Origin of the sequence: Vibrio sp. S12_S33 (genome assembly GCF_963889785.1) — a bacterium.
GTDB classification, from domain to species: domain Bacteria; phylum Pseudomonadota; class Gammaproteobacteria; order Enterobacterales; family Vibrionaceae; genus Vibrio; species Vibrio aestuarianus.
Window position 1 is genome coordinate 117,824 of the sequence record NZ_CAWPQZ010000006.1, and the last position, 16,532, is coordinate 134,355.

The following is a 16,532-nucleotide window of genomic DNA, read 5'->3' on the forward strand; positions in this document are numbered from 1 at the left end:
ATCCTTAAGCAGCCTGTTCGACAAGTACTTTTTTATTAATGATTGGATTAAGAATAAGGTAGCTAATAGCACCACCTAAGACAGCATTAAGTGGTACAACGCCAGCAATAGGTACAATGGTCAAAAATAAGAATGTTAACCCACAAGGTTATTGTACAACCATAACGCGTTTCATGTGCCAATGACTATGCTTTGTACATTTGAAAGACCGAAAGGTTGCTCCGATTGTCTTTTCTGCAGTTCCTATATCATGAAACAGTTTCATGGCTCATCGGGAAACTGCCGTCACTTTCAATATTTAGATAATTGTCATTTTTATGCCTAATTTGCTGTGACTTTACTCACGCTAAAGCAAGGTGGGATCTCTAATAATTGCCCCATGAAAGCGGTTTCGTGTTTTTTCTATCAATAATGAACTGGAGCAAATGTGGCGACGATAAAAGATGTGTCTGAACATGCGGGTGTGTCGCAAGCAACGGTATCACGAGTCATCAATGGTACGAGCCGCGTCAGCCACGACAAAAAACTCAAAGTTGAAAAAGCAATTAAAGATCTCGGCTATCGCCCGAATTCTATTGCTCAAGCTTTAGCTTCTAGTCGCACAGGCAGTATCGGTGTGATTGTGCCAGAGCTAGGTGGCCCATTTTATTCCAGTATTTTGCATAATATTGAAGAGCAACTGCGTAAGTTTGGTTATCACGTTGTGGTTACTGCCGGTTCCAACACTGAGCAAGGTCAGAAAGAATCGGTGCAATTTTTAATAGGCCGCCGTGTCGATGCCCTTATTCTTCATACACAAAACCTGACCGACGATTACTTGATTGAATTGGATCAACAGGGCATCAATCTGGTGCTGGTCAATCGCTTTATTCCTGAAATAGCGTGCAGTTGTATTGATATTGATAACGAGTTGGGCGGTTTTTTAGCGACACAACATTTGCTCGATCAAGGACATAAACGCATTGCTTGCATTACAGGACCATTAGAAAAGTCGGATGCCCGTGGTCGTTTGCAAGGCTATCGTAAAGCATTAGAGGAGGCCGGGCTTGAGTATGACGAAGCGCTGGTTTCTGAGGCTGGTTTTACCGAAGAGTCAGGTGTGAAAGCTATGCGTAAATTGCTGATGCGCCAGTGTGAATTTAGCGCCGTGTTTGCATCCAATGATCATATGGCATTCGGTGCCTTTGAAGAGTTGCGTCGTGTTGGAATGCAAATTCCCAATGATATTTCATTGGTCGGCTTTGATAATATTTTGTTTGCTCGCTATCTGACACCGGCTTTAACCACCGTTAATTTTCCCCTTGAACAAATGAGCTTAGAAGCGGTTCAGCTCGTTATTCAAAAACTGCACAAGAACAAACGTGACGTAGACTTCAAGTTATCACCTTCATTGGTGGTTCGAGAGTCAGTCAAAAATGTAATTAGTACTCTATAAACCTAACAATAAAGATATTAAGGATGAATCATGAAATTTAAGACCTTAGCGCTGTCCAGCGCCGTGGCTCTAGGACTTGCTTCACTTGCACACGCTGCCGATACCAATATTCGTTTTGACGGTTTTCCAGACTTTGATAGTAGTTTGAAAGTGCTGCTCCCCGATTTTGAGCAGAAGACTGGCATCAAAGTGGATTATTTGATGAATAACCACGGCGACCATCACACCAAATTAACCACTAACTTAGCAACAGGGTCAGGAGCCGGTGATGTCATCGTTGTGGATGTCGAAAAAATCGGTCCTTTCGTTGCTTCTGGTGGTTTGGTTAACTTGTCTGAAAAATATGGGGCAGACAAGTTCCAAGAAAGTTTTGCACCTTATGCGTGGACACAAGGTAAAGGTGCTGATGGCAATATGTACGGTATTCCGGTCGACCTTGGCCCTGGTGTTATGTACTACCGCACCGATGTGTTTGAAAAAGCAGGCGTTGATATTAATGAAGCGATCAAAGATTGGGATTCTTATATCAAGGCTGGTGAAGTGCTGAAAAAGCAAAATGTTCAGTTGATTGCATCAGCCGCTGACGTGGCACAAGCAATCATCTTTACCACAGTGCCGGAAGGTGAGGGGTTGTACTTTGATAAAGACGGTAACTCTGTAGTCACATCTGATCGTTTCGTTCATGCCTTTGAAGTGGCCAAGGAGATTCGTGACAAAGGGTTAGATGGGCGCATTTTGGCATGGTCAAACGAATGGTATGAGGGTTTCCGCAACGGCACTTTTGCGACTCAACTTTCTGGTGCATGGTTACTTGGTCATTTGAAAAATTGGATTGCTCCAGATACATCGGGCAAATGGGCAGTTTCACACTTACCTGATGGTATTTACGGAAGTTGGGGCGGTTCATTTCTTTCTATTCCTACCCAGTCGAAGCACCAAGATGAAGCATGGAAGTTGATTGAATACATGACAACTCAGAGTGATGTTCAACTAAAAGCGTTTGAAACTATTGCAGCTTTCCCATCAAACATTACGACTTATGATGACCCAATGTTCAACCAAGATATTGAATTTCTTGGTGGGCAAAAAGCACGTCTATTGTTTGCTGATGTAGCGAAAAACATCAAACCTGTTTCGCCCGCAAAAGGTGACCATGTGGCTCGTTCTATCATCTTAGAAAACGCACTGATGGAAGTGTTGGATGAAGGCAAAGACATTAAAACAGCGCTTAAAGATGCAGAACGTCTTATTAAGCGTCGCACACGTAATATGTAATTACTCATTGTGAGTTAAAAAAACCACCAGCAAAACTGGTGGTTCATCAAAGCAAGTTAATAGAGACATGATTTCATGTCTCTAGGTAAGAGGTCGTTACTATGAATCAAGCTACGAGCAACGCCATGGAAACATCATCTGCGCACAGTTTTTTTTCTCGCCTGAGTTTGAAAGCGCTTACACCGTATGGATTCCTATTGCCGTTTTTGATTATTTTTTCTGTTTTTGGAGTGTTTCCACTCCTATTTTCGGTGTATTTGTCTTTTCATGAATGGAACCCTGTCGAAGGGGTTGCTGCCATGGGTTACGTTGGGTTTGAGAACTATGAAATTGCATTAACCGACCCCTGGTTATGGCGCTCACTAAGCAATACATTATGGCTTGCGATCACCTCAGGTGTAGCGCAGCATTTAGTGGCTATTCCTGTGGCGTATATTTTGGTGTCATTAGGTGATCGTCTGCGTCATTGGTTAACGTCAGCCTATTTCTTACCGTTCATTACCTCAACGGTGGCGGCTTCACTCATTTTCTTCAATATGTATTCGCCTAATTCTGGCATCATCAACCAAAGCCTGGTGGCACTAGCCGATAGCTCGCTACTTGGTTGGGCCTTTTCATGGGTCAATGACTATCAACCCATTCGCTGGTTAGATGATGCAACCATGATAAAACCTTCTATTGCTATCATGGTGTTCTGGAAATATACCGGTTTCAACATCGTACTTTACACTACCGGTTTGATGACAATTCCTAAAGATATCTTAGAAGCGGCACGTATGGATGGTGCCAACGCTTTCCGCCGTTTCTGGAACATCTCCCTGCCTATGATTCGCCCATTTGTATTCTTTGCCGTCACCATGACCATTATTGGTAACTTGCAGCTGTTTGAAGAACCGTTTGTATTAACCCGTGGTACGGGTGGTGTGGGTCAAGCTGGTTTAACGATTTCAATGTATCTCTACAAAGTGGGTTGGGAATGGTTAGAAATGGGTACAGCTTCAGCGATTTCATGGTTGTTGTTTGCATTGATTGCTATGTGTACCGCTGTTCAATTTTTCTTCTTTGGTAAGAAAGGGTTAGGGGAGTAATACCATGTCGATTCACGCTTTAAAACCAAGCGATCGCAGTATCGAAATTATCACCAAAATTGCGATGGCTATGCTGGCCGTGGTGTTGATTGTGTCAGCGTTAGTTACGGTCTTCCCATTTCTATGGTCGGCACTGCTTTCTACCCGCGACCGTACCGAAATTTTTGGTTCGGGTATTAGTTTTGCTATTGGGGATAGCTTAGCGATCAATTATGCGAAGCTTTTGGAGATCATGCCATTTTGGCAGGCGATGTTTAACTCTATCTACATTGCATTTTTAGGGACCACCATCTCATTGCTATTTTGTAGTATGGGAGGATACGCGTTCGCAGTATTCAAATTCAAAGGTAAAAACGCCCTGTTCGGTATGTTGGTGGCTTCAATGATGATCCCACCAGTATTGAGCTTGATCCCTTACTTCATGATCGTCAAATTCTTGGGTTTGATGGATAACCACATGGCGGTTTGGCTTCCGTTTACGACCACTCCGTTTGGGATTTTCTTAATGCGTCAACACGTGATGGCATCCATTCCTAAAGAGTTGTTGGAAGCGGCAAAACTTGATGGCGCGGGAGAGTTTCGTACTTACTGGAGTGTGGTTTTACCCTTGATGAAACCAGCACTTGCCACTTTGGCTATCGTGCAATTTGTTTTCTTTTGGAACAGTTTTATGAACCCGTTAGTGGTACTGACGTCGCCAGAAAATTACGTCATTACTCAAGCACTACGCAGTGTGCAAGGTATTCCGAATACGCCATGGGGCGCTGTAATGCTCGGCACCACTATTTCCATATTGCCACTGGTGACCATTTATCTGTTTGCTTCCAAACAGATGATCAGCGGTCTGACATCCGGCGCAGTAAAAGGTTAATCGGCTTTTAATGGACAATTTAATTGCGTGTGCTGGAGCAGTCTCGCTGAACGAGCAGCACACGAAGGAGAACAAATCATGGCAAAAGTAGAATTTAAGAATATTAAGAAATCATTTGGTAATGTGGATGTTGTGAAGCACTTTGATTTTACGGTTAAGGATGGCGAATTTGTGGTGTTTCTTGGTCCATCTGGTTGTGGCAAATCGACCACACTACGTATGTTGGCGGGTTTAGAGTCGATCACATCGGGTGATATTTACGTTGGCGACAAGCTGATGAATAAAATAGATGCCAAAGACCGTGACCTAGCAATGGTGTTTCAAAGTTACGCGCTATACCCGCACATGAGCGTATATGAGAATATTGCGTTCGCGCTGAAGCTAAAAGGCATGTCAAAAGCAGATATTGATACTGAAGTGCGTAAAGCGGCAAAAATGTTGGAATTAGATCCACTACTTGATCGTAAGCCAAAAGAGCTCTCTGGTGGGCAGCGTCAGCGTGTGGCGATGGGGCGCGCTATGGTCCGCACACCGAAAGTTTTCTTGTTTGACGAGCCGCTTTCTAACCTTGATGCGAAATTACGTGGGGTGATGCGTGAGGAGATCAAACAATTGCACCGCGAGCTCAAAACCACCACTATTTATGTTACCCATGACCAAATTGAAGCAATGACATTAGCTGATCGTATCGTCATTCTTAAAGATGGCTATGTCGCGCAAGTTGGTACACCGACCGAAGTATTTCAACGCCCTGCGAATAAATTTGTTGCGCAGTTTATCGGCAACCCTTCAATGAACATGTTGGATGCGCAATTAGTTCAACAAGATGGCGAGTGGTTGATCAAACTTGGCGAAACGCTAATCCCGTTGCCAGAGCGTTTCAAAGCGCATGCATCAAAAAACCTTGCACTGCATTTTGGCGTTCGTCCAACTGATATTCATCTACGAGCCGAGCAAGTGAATCACGATCGCGTGTTGCCAATTCCGGTCAAAATTAAAGATAAAGAGCTACTGGGTGCGAGCATTTTGCTAAAAACACAAATTGCAGACCAACCTTTGATGGTTGAAACTCAGGCGGCGGAACTGGATGTGAGTGATGTTACGCTTTACCTCGATTTGGATGCAATTCACCTCTTTGATGCCTTGAGTGAAAACTCATTGGCTAGTTTTTAATAGAGGTAAAGGCGATGACAACAATCAGCAACGCTCCTTATTTTGATACTTGGCCAAAAATTGAATCGGCGATTAAAAGCAACCCTGCCATCGAGCAAGAAGTCGCAAGAATTGTCAGCTTAATGACCTTGGAAGAAAAAATAGGCCAAATGATTCAGCCAGAAATTCGCGATATCACTGCTCAAGAGATCATTCAATACAAAATAGGCACTGTATTGAATGGTGGTGGCTCATGGCCGAACAATAACAAACATGCACCTGCTAGTGAGTGGGTTGCTAAAGCCGATGAATATTGGTTTGCTGCGCAAAAAGCGTTTGCAGGACGCCCATTCAATATTCCCTTTATGTGGGGAACGGACGCGGTTCACGGTCATAATAACGTGTATGGTGCCACTGTATTTCCTCATAATATCGGCCTTGGCTGCGCGCGCGATACCGCTCTTATTCGTAAAATCGGTCGTATTACCGCGATAGAAATTGCAGCAACGGGCATCGATTGGACGTTCGCTCCAACGGTTGCAACGCCACGTGATTTACGTTGGGGCCGCGTATATGAAGGGTATTCAGAAGACCCTGAAGTTACCTATGCTTACGCCAGTGAAATGGTGGTCGGTTTACAAGGTGATGCAGCTGATCTGCAAGGTGAGCATCATGTGATATCGAATGTGAAACATTGGGTTGGTGACGGCGGCACAATCAACGGTGTTGATCGTGGGACTAATATCTACAGTGAAGATTTATTGTGTAATATTCACGCTATGGGCTACTTCAGTGGCTTAAATGCGGGCGCACAAGTGGTGATGTCTTCTTTTAATACTTGGGATAATGCGGCGAACTACGACCACTCACCGCAAACACAAAGTGATTACAATTTTAAGATCCACGGCAGTAAGTACTTACTGACAGATGTTCTTAAAGAAAAAATGGGTTTTGATGGATTGGTAGTGACCGACTGGCATGGCCATTCTGAAATCAGCAAATGCACTGACGGCAATGCGACTTACGCGATCAACGCGGGCAATGATATTTTGATGATTCCGATCCGCGAACACTGGCAGTTGGTTTATCATCAAGCGGTAAGCGATGCTAAAAGCGGTGTGATTAGCATGAGCCGCATTGATGATGCTGTTACTCGCATTTTGCGGGTGAAAATGCGTGCTGGATTATGGCATAAACCTCATCCCTCTGCGCGTGCTTTAGCTGGAAATCAATCACTCATTGGCAGTGCAGAACATCGCGCTATTGCGCGTCAAGCAGTACGTCAATCTATGGTGCTTTTGAAAAATAAGGGGTCCATTTTGCCACTAAAACGTGGTCGCAAAATATTATTGACGGGCAGTGGTGCTAATGACTTACAAAAACAGTCTGGTGGATGGAATTTAACTTGGCAGGGTGATGAAAACTGCTTAGCGGATTTTCCTGGTGCAACCACGGTGAAAATGGCGTTAGAGGCGGAATTGGGTCAGCAAAATGTATGCTACGATCCAGAACTGATCAGTGAATACCAAGCTGGAGATATCGCGCTGGTGGTGTTTGGTGAAGACCCCTATTCTGAAATGATGGGTGACATTAAAGCGTGGCAATCGTTAGAGTTTTCGACATTAAAACGCAGCTACCGCGCTGACAGTGAAAAAATTAAAGCGCTGCATCAACGTGGTGTGAAAGTCGTCTCGATATTCTTTAGTGGTCGCCCGCTGTTTGTTAATGAAGAAATTGCTTTGTCTGAAGCATTTGTCGCTGCGTTTCTCCCCGGTAGTGAAGGGCGGGGTATTACTGATGTATTGATCGCGAATGCTGACGGTGAAGCGAACTATGATTTTACCGGTACATTATCGTTCAGTTGGCCAAATAAAAAGCGCAGTGCGTGCGTAAACCGTATTCCTCGACATATACCCAATTACGTAGTGCCAGAGTGCGAACAGTCACCATTGGGAGAACACGCTCCGTTATTTGAATATGGTTATGGGCTTGACTACAGTGACAAAAATCAGACTCGCGATCTGGATAACCTTGATCTGGATATCGACCCAACCGAAGCTAAAACGCGAGCAACGCATGCCGAGCATCTCTATGGCATCATGGCAACCATTGGTGATTATCAGCTTAAGGTTTCTGATGCTGATCATTGGATGGGTACCGATGTTTCGCGCAATAATGTAATGAAACTCAGCACATTAAACACCAGACCATACAACTACCAACAGCAGCAAGATGCGGTTGAGATAGACATGATGGGCGGTGGTTCTATGGTCTACGTGCAAACTGGATTAGGGCATGCCGAAGATTTCAGCCATTATGATAATGAGCAAGGCGTGATCAGTTTTGAAATTAAGGTGCTGAACGCGGCGAGTGAGCCTATGTATCTGGCTGTGCAACGTTCGGCTGTTCCAGGGTGTATGGGGGACATTGACAATCTGCTAAAAGTGGATGTCAGTGAATATTTCACAGTCGAAAGTGAAACCTTTGTCCATGTCCGTATTCCATGTACGCATTTTTCACAACAAGGGCTAAGTTTTAGCCATCTCGACACGCCCTTCTCATTATTCACACATGGAGAGTGTAAGTTCGTGCTCGCCAACATCTGTTGGGATACGCTATAGATAGAACTATCAATTCCTTCTCGTTGACGAGAAGGAATTACCCTTTAGAGCTTATTATCATGACCAAATCTAAAAAAGCACCGACCGTTTATGATGTTGCTAAACTTGCCAGTGTGTCTGCCAGCTCCGTTTCTCGTTATTTAAATCGCACCACCTATGTATCAGACGAGAAAAGTCAGAATATTGAGCAGGCGATAAAGGCGCTGGGGTATAAACCCAATTACTCAATTCAGCGACATAAAAATAAACGTTCGATGACCATCGGTGTTTTAGTGCAGCATGCAGAAAGCCCCCATACCAGCCGTATTTTGAACGATATGGAAAAAGTGTTGATGGCGAAGGGTTACTCAATGTTGATAGCAACGGGACAGTGGCAAAAAAAATTAGAAGTTCATGCAATTGAATACCTCACTCGAAGCCATGTCGATGGCATGATCATTGTCACTGGCAGTTTGAAAAGTGAGCAAATACTAAAATATTCAGAATCCATTCCTATTATTGCAGTTGGGCACCATATTGTTGGTAATAACGTTCGCTGTATCAATGTCGATAATGTGCTCGGTGGCTATATAGCAACGTTGCACTTATTGCAGCAAGGGCACGTCAATATTGCGCATATTAAGGGGTTGTCGAATCAACCTGACTCGACCGCTCGCTTCGATGGGTATAAAAAAGCACTGCGAGAAGCGGGTATTAAACCGATGCCCAAGCTGGTTAAGCAAGGTGATTTTAGTTCAAAAACTGGCTATGAAAAAACCGCCGAATTACTGCAATCGAAAGTGCATTTTTCTGCCATTTTTGCCGCTAACGATCAAACGGCTTATGGAGCCATTAAAGCCTTAACTGATCACGGTTTGAGAGTGCCTGAAGATGTTTCGGTGATAGGATTTGACGATTTACCGGTATCGCAATACTTTACCCCAGCACTAACGACGTTACGTCAACCTATAGAGGAAATCGGTGCTGTGTGCGCGCATTCTATACTTAACTTACTCAGTGGGGAAAAGCATGATGCGCGGCTGCCGCCGATTGATTTAATTGTTCGAGACTCAACAAAGTCTATCTATCGATAATGAAAAATTTTTATCGGTAAAATACTCCGCACTGGGACTGGTTGCGGTGTAGGTTGCGTTCACTATCGTCGATGTTATTGTGGTTAACCGTATTTATGTCAAAAGAATAAGGAAATAAGATGGCCCAAGAATTGCGTCAACAGTGTCACACTTTCATTGCTGGCAACCGAGAGCCCAGCCCAGCAGAGCTGTTTGCAAATATGTCGACTTGGTGCTTGGAAAATGACATTGAGCATGATGTGTATGGTGAAGGCTTATTGATTCAGTAGTTCGAACAGCAACTTGCCCAATTATTGGGTTTTGAAGCGGGGCTGTTTGTTATCTCCGGTACCATGACTCAGCCAACGGTGTTGCAGTTAGTGTGCGACCAGAAAAATAATTCTCTGGTTGCTATGCATGAGTCTAGTCATATCTTTCGTCATGAAAGACAGGGTTACCAACTGCAAAATCGTTTTAATATTTTGACGATTGGCACCAATTTGGTTTTCAGTAATAAGACGCTGTATGCACAGGCTGCTAGCGGTGATGGTGACATTGGTATTTACGAGTGCCGCTTATATTGGGTACTCAGCATATCGTGATCTCCATTATTTGAATATGGATATTGATTGGAGTTGGTACCACTTTAGCCCCGTAGGTTTTGGTGCACAAATTGCTCGTACGCATGACACCAAACAATTGCTTTTACGTCGAGTAGATATCAGCCAAAAAGTCGCCGTGTTTGCTTATACGACGATCGATAACAAATTTGAAGTCGTGGTTATTCGCGAGCAAGGATGCCAGCCAAATGCATCACAACCCGCCCACTTAACCGAGAAAAATGGGCCGACTCACTCTATCGCATTTGTGTGCAGTGGCGATGGCAAAACGCAACTGTATAGGCAGGTATGGAAAAAACCGCCGACATTCACCTTAACGGTTGATAACTTTGAGCTGCATGCTGATATCGCCAGTTGGGATACGGCAATGCTAATAAAAGACCAATTTATGCAACTTAACCCTCACTATTTCGATAAACAAAACAATGGGGTTCGTCACGAATGGGCGAGAGATTAATCGCGTTGGAATTTCAAGCGGTTCTTCACATCTCTGCTCTTAATGATACGTTCGCTATGGTCAATATCGAGATTGGCTTTGGCTAATCGGTCATAAAGCAATACATTAACGCTTGCGGCTAAATTCATGCAACCGATCGTCGGCACATAAACCACATCACTGGCTTTGTTGACGATGGCTTGCGGAATAGAGCCATCTTCTGGGCCGAAGACATAAATCGCTTTGTCAGGATGAATGAATTCAGGTAAGGGCGTTGCTCCTTCGGCCAGCTCGACACACACGATTTTCATGTCACTGGGTAAATCTAGCGTGATGTCTTCCATTGCCGTGAGCGGTAATCTATTCTTGACATTTTTAGTATCGGTTTGAAACTTCACCGCGCGATCATAGCGTTCACCGCTATAACGTACCGCGCAAGCTTGGTAACACCCTGCTGCTCGCATTACTCCACCCACATTGGTCGGGCTTTTCGGGTTACATAAACCAATGATCACAGACATATCACTCACCACAAACTGATCCCTTAAATATTTTGGATGGGCAGTATACCGAGAAAATGAGAATTGATAAGGGAGAAACTCGTTTTGTTGATTAAAGATGATGAACACAGAAGGGTAGCCATATCGATATCAGGTGAGTTGCTCTACCTCTTCTCCGCTTCATTGCTCACTCCAATCGTATTTTAAAACTAATCAGTCCCTCTTTATCAAATAATGGCGGTGTAGCTGTATTTGTAACATATCAGTATTTTCGACTTTTTAGGTGATATACCCGTTCAACTTGAAGATGCAGGTTTCAAAATCTGAAAGTTATCCGTAATTCTGGATACGAGTGAACCTGCAACTTCTGGTAATGTTACATCGAAAAACTCTTTGATGGCTGAAGTAAATATTTGCTTGGAGGGGAAGTAAATAACCTGAGATCGGTTTAAGCCATCGCCATCAAACCAGACTTTTCAGTATTGGTGATGTTGAGTGATGGCTTTTCTGGCTTTAAGCAGTATGCGATTAAGCCTCCAAGTTCAACATGAAGCCATGTAAGCTGCGATGACGAGAATGCTCTATCTGAGATATGTTCTTCAACTGATCATTTATCGTTTCAATAATGAATCGCTTCGATAACATTGCACGATCCCAAGCGGCTAGCACTTTGGGTTTCATGTTCTTTCTGTGTGTTGTTATCAGCGTAATACCATCTTCTTTTGAGTCTTCAATCAGCGCTTTACTGATATAGCCTTTGTCTGCATAGAGCTTGTCGAGCAGCCCTTTTGGTAATTCACGGACAGGCTTTCTATCATCAGTATTTGCTGGCGTAAGTTTGGCTGCAACAATGTCACCAAGATGATTTGTAATGATGTGAAGTTTAAAACCGTAGAACCACCCCATGGTACCTTTGCCTCGTGCTGCTGTTCCTTTGAACACCTCATGTCTTGGAATGCGTAAGTTGTGGCAGACTTTGATGCTAGTAGAGTCAATAAATTCAATACCTGTCGGCTCTCCCTTTACATGAGTGAAGAAAGAGCTTAAAGGAACAAGCACCGACGGCATCATCTCCAGAAAGCGTGTATAGCTCAGTAGCGCAGGAAATTCGCTTTTGTGGTATCGGTGAATAATACCAAGATAGAAGTTCTTAAAATCACGTTGGTGCGACATATGAAAAGCAATAATGATGGTCATTATTTCACTTTCAGACATACGTTCTTTGCGCTTTCGTTTACGTTCACCGTGTTCAAGTTGAAGTTTTTGCCATTGAGGTAGAAAAGCCTTACAAAAGTCATCGACATGGCAAAATAAGTCTACTCGCTTGTGCATAGCTGGTTCCTTTGCGATTGTTCTCTCTTTGCCGAAAGATCTGATCGCAGAACCAGCTTTTAGTTCACTTCTATTTTTATCCCGAGTTCAGGTTAGTCAGATATCAAATGGTGCAGATGTGTAATACGTTGAGTGGAGACTACTTGCCGTACCAACTTAGCTTCAATGGAGCCTTAGCCCACATCATGCGCCTAATAGTGGGGCTTCCCTACGCGTCACCAGGTGCAATACCGAGGCAACTCCAAAACTTCTACGCAATGAGTGGGAGCTTAATACTTGAACCTAGGCGAGAAAGATCCTTCCCTAGAGTCGTGAAGAAAAAGCCAAGCCGATACCCTAGAAAATACAATGCCGCTTACCTTAAGTGAACGGCATTAGTTCATCATGGGCTGCCTATTTGATCTAAACCTCTATTTTAGGCTTGCTTCATGGAGAAAGTAGCCCAGATGCGTTAAATTATAATGAACCGCCAAACATTAAGCGTTCCATGAAAAAGTACCAAGAACTTGTTCAAGATATAATCAGTAAGATTTGCCAAAATATTATTGATGTAAAATTACCTTCAGAAAGAGAATTAGCTGAAAAATATGATATTTCCCGTTTCTCGGTGAGAAAGGCAATGTCTAAACTTGAAGCAATTGGTATGGTTAAATCCAAAGCTGGCTCGGGGTATTATGTAAATACGTCGAGTATAGATTCACCATTAATATACAACTCAGTAACTGAGAATAAATTTGGTGAAATTTCTTATAAGAAAATAAAATTGAATAAGAGATTACCAACCATACATGAAATGCAAGTATTCTCGGTTGAAGAAGATGAATATATTTGGAATGTGAAACGCTTAAGGTTAATTCAAGGAAAAGTCACCCAGATTGAAGAGGCGAGGCTACCCGTGAAATTATTCCCAGTGGTGAACGATAATATTATCGAAAGCTCTCTGCAGAAGCATGCACTTTCGTTAGGGTTGGAAATCGACAGCTACCTCACGACCTACCAAGCGATCAGTGTTTCAAAGGAAGATGCAGATTTATTGGGATGTAAGCGCTCTAGTTCAGCAATGAACATCACCAATCGTGGTTTTCTCACTTCTGGTGAGGTGTTTGTCGTCAGTGACATCATTGATATCAACTACCAGTGTACTTACCACTCTAAGTTTAACCCAGAGAGTTTAAATTACCGAGATCAAAACGACCGTGATTAACGGTCGTTTTTCTATTTAGGTGAAGTGAGCCATAGTGCTATGGCGTATGAATAGTGCCATCAGGCAATCGGCTTTGAGTCCACTCATGTGAGCGATAAGTGACAGGGAAATCTTGTGCGGCCTCTTGGTTCATTTCAACCCCGATTCCCGGCAGCTCTGACGCATACAAGTAACCATTGATAGGCTCGGCAGCATTAGGGAATACCGCTTGGGTATTAGCATTATATTCAACGTACTCTTGAATCGCAGCGTTATGTAGATGTACGTTTAAGTGAGTATTCACTGCTGCACCAATTGGTGTCATATCTGGCGGGCAGTGCCACGCAATACGCACTCCAAAGCTCTGGCATAGGTGACCCAGTTTCAATGCCGGAGTAATCCCACCAATCTGAGAGACGTGGCATCGAATGAAGTCGATACGGCGATTGATGATCAGCTGTTTCCACTCTTCAGGGTTGTTAAATAGCTCCCCTAACGCCAGCGACACACTGGTTTGACTGCGAAGATTATCCAGCCATTCGGTTTGGTTTGGCGGCAATATATCTTCAATAAAATATGGCGTGTATTGTTCTACTCGTTTGGCAAATTGAATCGCTTGATTTGGGAACAGGCGTTCGTGGACATCGTGAAGAATATGGAATTGATTACCATACTTTTCACGTAAGCATTTGAACATCTCAACCGTGTTATCCATATACTGGTCTTGATCGTAGTAAGACCCTTCGGTTGGGTTATTTACCGTGTGGATATTCTCTGGCACACCACCATAAAAACCTAACTGACAGCGAATATGTTTGTAGCCCTGCGCTAGGTATTTTTCGACCTGCTCATACAGACCTTTCATTGTATCGCTGGTTGCATGGGTATAGACCTGAATAGCATCACGAGCTTTACCACCAAATAATTGATGCAGCGGCATGTTAGCTAACTTCGCTTTAATATCCCACAGCGCCATATCAACACCTGAAATAGCATTATTGATCACTGGTCCATTACGCCAATAAGCGTTAACCATCATCATTTGCCATAAGTCTTCAATATTATTAGCATCTTTGCCAATTAATAATGGTTTGAAATATTCATCAACCATGGATTTTACCGCCAATGGTCGTTGCTGGAAAGTTGCACAACCAAAACCTTTCATCCCTGATTCCGTTTCTACAATAACGGTTATCAGGTTGTGTCGGTCAGGTTTGGTAATCACACACTCAATATTTGAAATGATATTTTTATTCACTTTAAAACTAGCTCGATCAAAAGGATTTATTCTATATAAGCGTTAAAAAATACAGATTTCAAGCGGTAAATTATACTGAAAATTAACTGGTTCGTTCCTGTTTCGAATTAGGAGAAAAAAACGAACCAGTTGCTAAAAAACGGCCAAAATTAATTTTTTAGTTGTTTTAATGTGAGTTTTGTCACTGTTTTGTCGATTGGATAAAAACGCTCAACCGCTAAGATTACTGCAGTAAATGAGCAGACAAGCATATAGGAATGTATGATGCAATTGACAGAAACTAAAATGGCTATCGGTGATAATGTGCCAGGGAAAGCAGACAGCTTTAGCATGAAATTACAAGAATTAGTCGCAGCCCTCGGTGGTAACGAAAACATCGCAAACATCACTCACTGTATGACTCGACTACGTTTTAAATTGGTCGATGAGTCAAAAGCGAGCAAAGAAAAACTCGAAGCTATTCAAGGCGTTAAAGGTGTGGTTCTCGTACAAGGTCAAACTCAGGTGATCATCGGCGTTGAAGTCGAGAAATGGTACCTAGCGCTATCCGGTGCAAGTGCAGCACCAGAAGACGCAGAGATTGAACAAGAGAAAGGTAAACTGTTCCAAAACGCAATGCGCATCGTCGCAGGCATCTTTGGTCCGGTCGTTCCTGCCATTGCCGGTGCAGGTATGTTGATGGGCCTATTATCAGGGCTTATTGCTACCAATGTGATTTCGGAATCTTCCGATACCGTGTTCTTTTATCGCTCTATATCTGTGGCTGTGTTCTTCTTTTTACCTATGCTGGTTTCGTTCTCAGCAGCCAAAATGTTCAAAGTGAATGAGTACATTGCATTGGCGGTTGCAGCGGCAATGATGTCTCCAAAGCTAGTAGAAAAGGCTGCCTTACTGTCTGATGCAGGCAGCAAAGCCGAGCTTAATGTGTTTGGTGTGGTGCCGATTGAGCTAATGAACTACGGCGGTGCGATTGTGCCAGCGATCCTTGCGGTCTGGGTGCTATCAAAGATCACTCCGATGGTGGATAAGTTTGTTCCAAGTTCTGCCAAACCTGTATTTACGCCAGTATTAGCCTTTACCGTAACATCAACCGTTGTGCTTTCGCTGGTTGCGCCTGCTGGCATGTGGGTGAGTAATGGTGCTGGCTGGCTGATTAGCTCTTTACTAGAAATCTCACCAACCCTAACCGGTTTTGTGTTCGGCTTAACTCGTCCAATTACGATTGTGTTTGGTATTCATCACAGCATGACGCCAATCAGCCTGAACAACTTTGCGCTTTATGGAAAAGACCTGCTAATGCCAATTATGTGTCTGGGTAACCTAGCAATCGCAGGTGCGACGATGGCGATTTGGTACAAGCAGCGTAACAGTGTGTCTAAAGAGCAATCATCAATGACAGTGGGTTCAGGTGTGACAGCGATTCTGGGTATTACTGAACCAGCGCTATTCGGTACGCTGACTAAGTACACCAAAGCGTTGTTCATGGCGAGTTTAGCGACCGGTATTATGGGTGCTATCTCCGTGACCATTGATACGCACTTAACAAGTTACATCCTATCGTCAGTATTCAGTCTTCCTGCATACTTAGCGAGCGGCACTCAGAACTTTGTTCAAGCGGTGTTGGGTGTGACTGGCGTGTTTACTCTGTCATTTATCTTGACCATGATGTTTGTTCGCTTAGACAACAAATAATTCCTCAATAAAACATC

The 16,532-nt window shown here is 43.5% G+C and carries 12 protein-coding genes and 5 pseudogenes; 12 read left to right on the top strand and 5 right to left on the bottom strand.

Annotated features, from left to right (window positions below):
• Window positions 1-4: 4 nt before the first annotated feature.
• Window positions 5-109: pseudogene (locus AACW06_RS20945) on the bottom strand (cytosine permease); the annotation flags it as partial.
• Window positions 110-427: 318 nt separating this feature from the next.
• Between AACW06_RS20945 and AACW06_RS04885 the strand changes: the two are divergent.
• From AACW06_RS04885 to AACW06_RS04925, 9 genes and pseudogenes are all read left to right on the top strand, one after another.
• Window positions 428-1,435, top strand: a complete 1,008-nt coding sequence (locus tag AACW06_RS04885) for a substrate-binding domain-containing protein (RefSeq protein WP_192074237.1) — start codon at window positions 428-430, stop codon at window positions 1,433-1,435.
• Between the two features lie 30 nt (window positions 1,436-1,465).
• Complete coding sequence (locus AACW06_RS04890; RefSeq protein ID WP_192074238.1) at window positions 1,466-2,710, top strand: ABC transporter substrate-binding protein; 1,245 nt, start codon at window positions 1,466-1,468, stop codon at window positions 2,708-2,710.
• Window positions 2,711-2,811: 101 nt separating this feature from the next.
• Complete coding sequence (locus AACW06_RS04895; protein ID WP_192074239.1) at window positions 2,812-3,798, top strand: carbohydrate ABC transporter permease; 987 nt, start codon at window positions 2,812-2,814, stop codon at window positions 3,796-3,798.
• Window positions 3,799-3,802: 4 nt separating this feature from the next.
• Window positions 3,803-4,669, top strand: coding sequence for a carbohydrate ABC transporter permease (locus AACW06_RS04900; protein ID WP_192074240.1), 867 nt, complete (start codon window positions 3,803-3,805; stop codon window positions 4,667-4,669).
• A gap of 78 nt (window positions 4,670-4,747) precedes the next feature.
• Entirely contained in the window at window positions 4,748-5,842 is a 1,095-nt protein-coding gene (locus AACW06_RS04905; RefSeq protein WP_053311692.1) for an ABC transporter ATP-binding protein, read from the top strand.
• 14 nt (window positions 5,843-5,856) lie between these two features.
• Window positions 5,857-8,442, top strand: coding sequence for a glycoside hydrolase family 3 protein (locus AACW06_RS04910; protein ID WP_192074241.1), 2,586 nt, complete (start codon window positions 5,857-5,859; stop codon window positions 8,440-8,442).
• Window positions 8,443-8,498: 56 nt separating this feature from the next.
• The gene (locus AACW06_RS04915; RefSeq protein ID WP_192074257.1) at window positions 8,499-9,515 is read left to right on the top strand and encodes a substrate-binding domain-containing protein; all 1,017 of its coding nucleotides are present in this window, start codon (window positions 8,499-8,501) and stop codon (window positions 9,513-9,515) included.
• Between the two features lie 119 nt (window positions 9,516-9,634).
• A pseudogene (locus AACW06_RS04920) lies at window positions 9,635-9,988 on the top strand (beta-eliminating lyase-related protein); the annotation flags it as partial.
• Between the two features lie 31 nt (window positions 9,989-10,019).
• Complete coding sequence (locus tag AACW06_RS04925) at window positions 10,020-10,571, top strand: hypothetical protein (RefSeq protein WP_192074242.1); 552 nt, start codon at window positions 10,020-10,022, stop codon at window positions 10,569-10,571.
• On the opposite strand, the gene AACW06_RS04930 is transcribed toward AACW06_RS04925, so the two are convergent.
• The 3 genes and pseudogenes from AACW06_RS04930 to AACW06_RS04940 form a co-directional block, all read right to left on the bottom strand.
• Window positions 10,568-11,080: an RNA methyltransferase gene (locus AACW06_RS04930; RefSeq protein ID WP_373682313.1), complete on the bottom strand. Its 513-nt coding sequence runs from the start codon at window positions 11,078-11,080 to the stop codon at window positions 10,568-10,570. The two genes, AACW06_RS04925 and AACW06_RS04930, sit on opposite strands and share 4 nt — an antisense overlap.
• Before the next feature lie 266 nt (window positions 11,081-11,346).
• Window positions 11,347-11,484: pseudogene (locus tag AACW06_RS04935) on the bottom strand (IS630 family transposase); the annotation flags it as partial.
• 14 nt (window positions 11,485-11,498) lie between these two features.
• Window positions 11,499-12,382, bottom strand: a pseudogene (locus AACW06_RS04940) (IS982 family transposase).
• An 86-nt stretch (window positions 12,383-12,468) separates the two neighbouring features.
• Between AACW06_RS04940 and AACW06_RS04945 the strand changes: the two are divergent.
• Both AACW06_RS04945 and AACW06_RS04950 read left to right on the top strand, forming a co-directional pair.
• Window positions 12,469-12,750, top strand: a pseudogene (locus AACW06_RS04945) (IS4 family transposase); the annotation flags it as partial.
• A 119-nt stretch (window positions 12,751-12,869) separates the two neighbouring features.
• Complete coding sequence (locus tag AACW06_RS04950) at window positions 12,870-13,586, top strand: GntR family transcriptional regulator (RefSeq protein WP_192074243.1); 717 nt, start codon at window positions 12,870-12,872, stop codon at window positions 13,584-13,586.
• Window positions 13,587-13,623: 37 nt separating this feature from the next.
• Here the strand turns inward: AACW06_RS04950 and AACW06_RS04955 are convergent, their stop codons facing one another.
• Window positions 13,624-14,823, bottom strand: coding sequence for an enolase C-terminal domain-like protein (locus AACW06_RS04955; protein WP_192074244.1), 1,200 nt, complete (start codon window positions 14,821-14,823; stop codon window positions 13,624-13,626).
• A gap of 285 nt (window positions 14,824-15,108) precedes the next feature.
• Here AACW06_RS04955 and AACW06_RS04960 point away from each other — a divergent pair, with 285 nt between their 5' ends.
• Window positions 15,109-16,515: a PTS transporter subunit EIIC gene (locus AACW06_RS04960; RefSeq protein WP_443262857.1), complete on the top strand. Its 1,407-nt coding sequence runs from the start codon at window positions 15,109-15,111 to the stop codon at window positions 16,513-16,515.
• Window positions 16,516-16,532 lie beyond the last annotated feature (17 nt).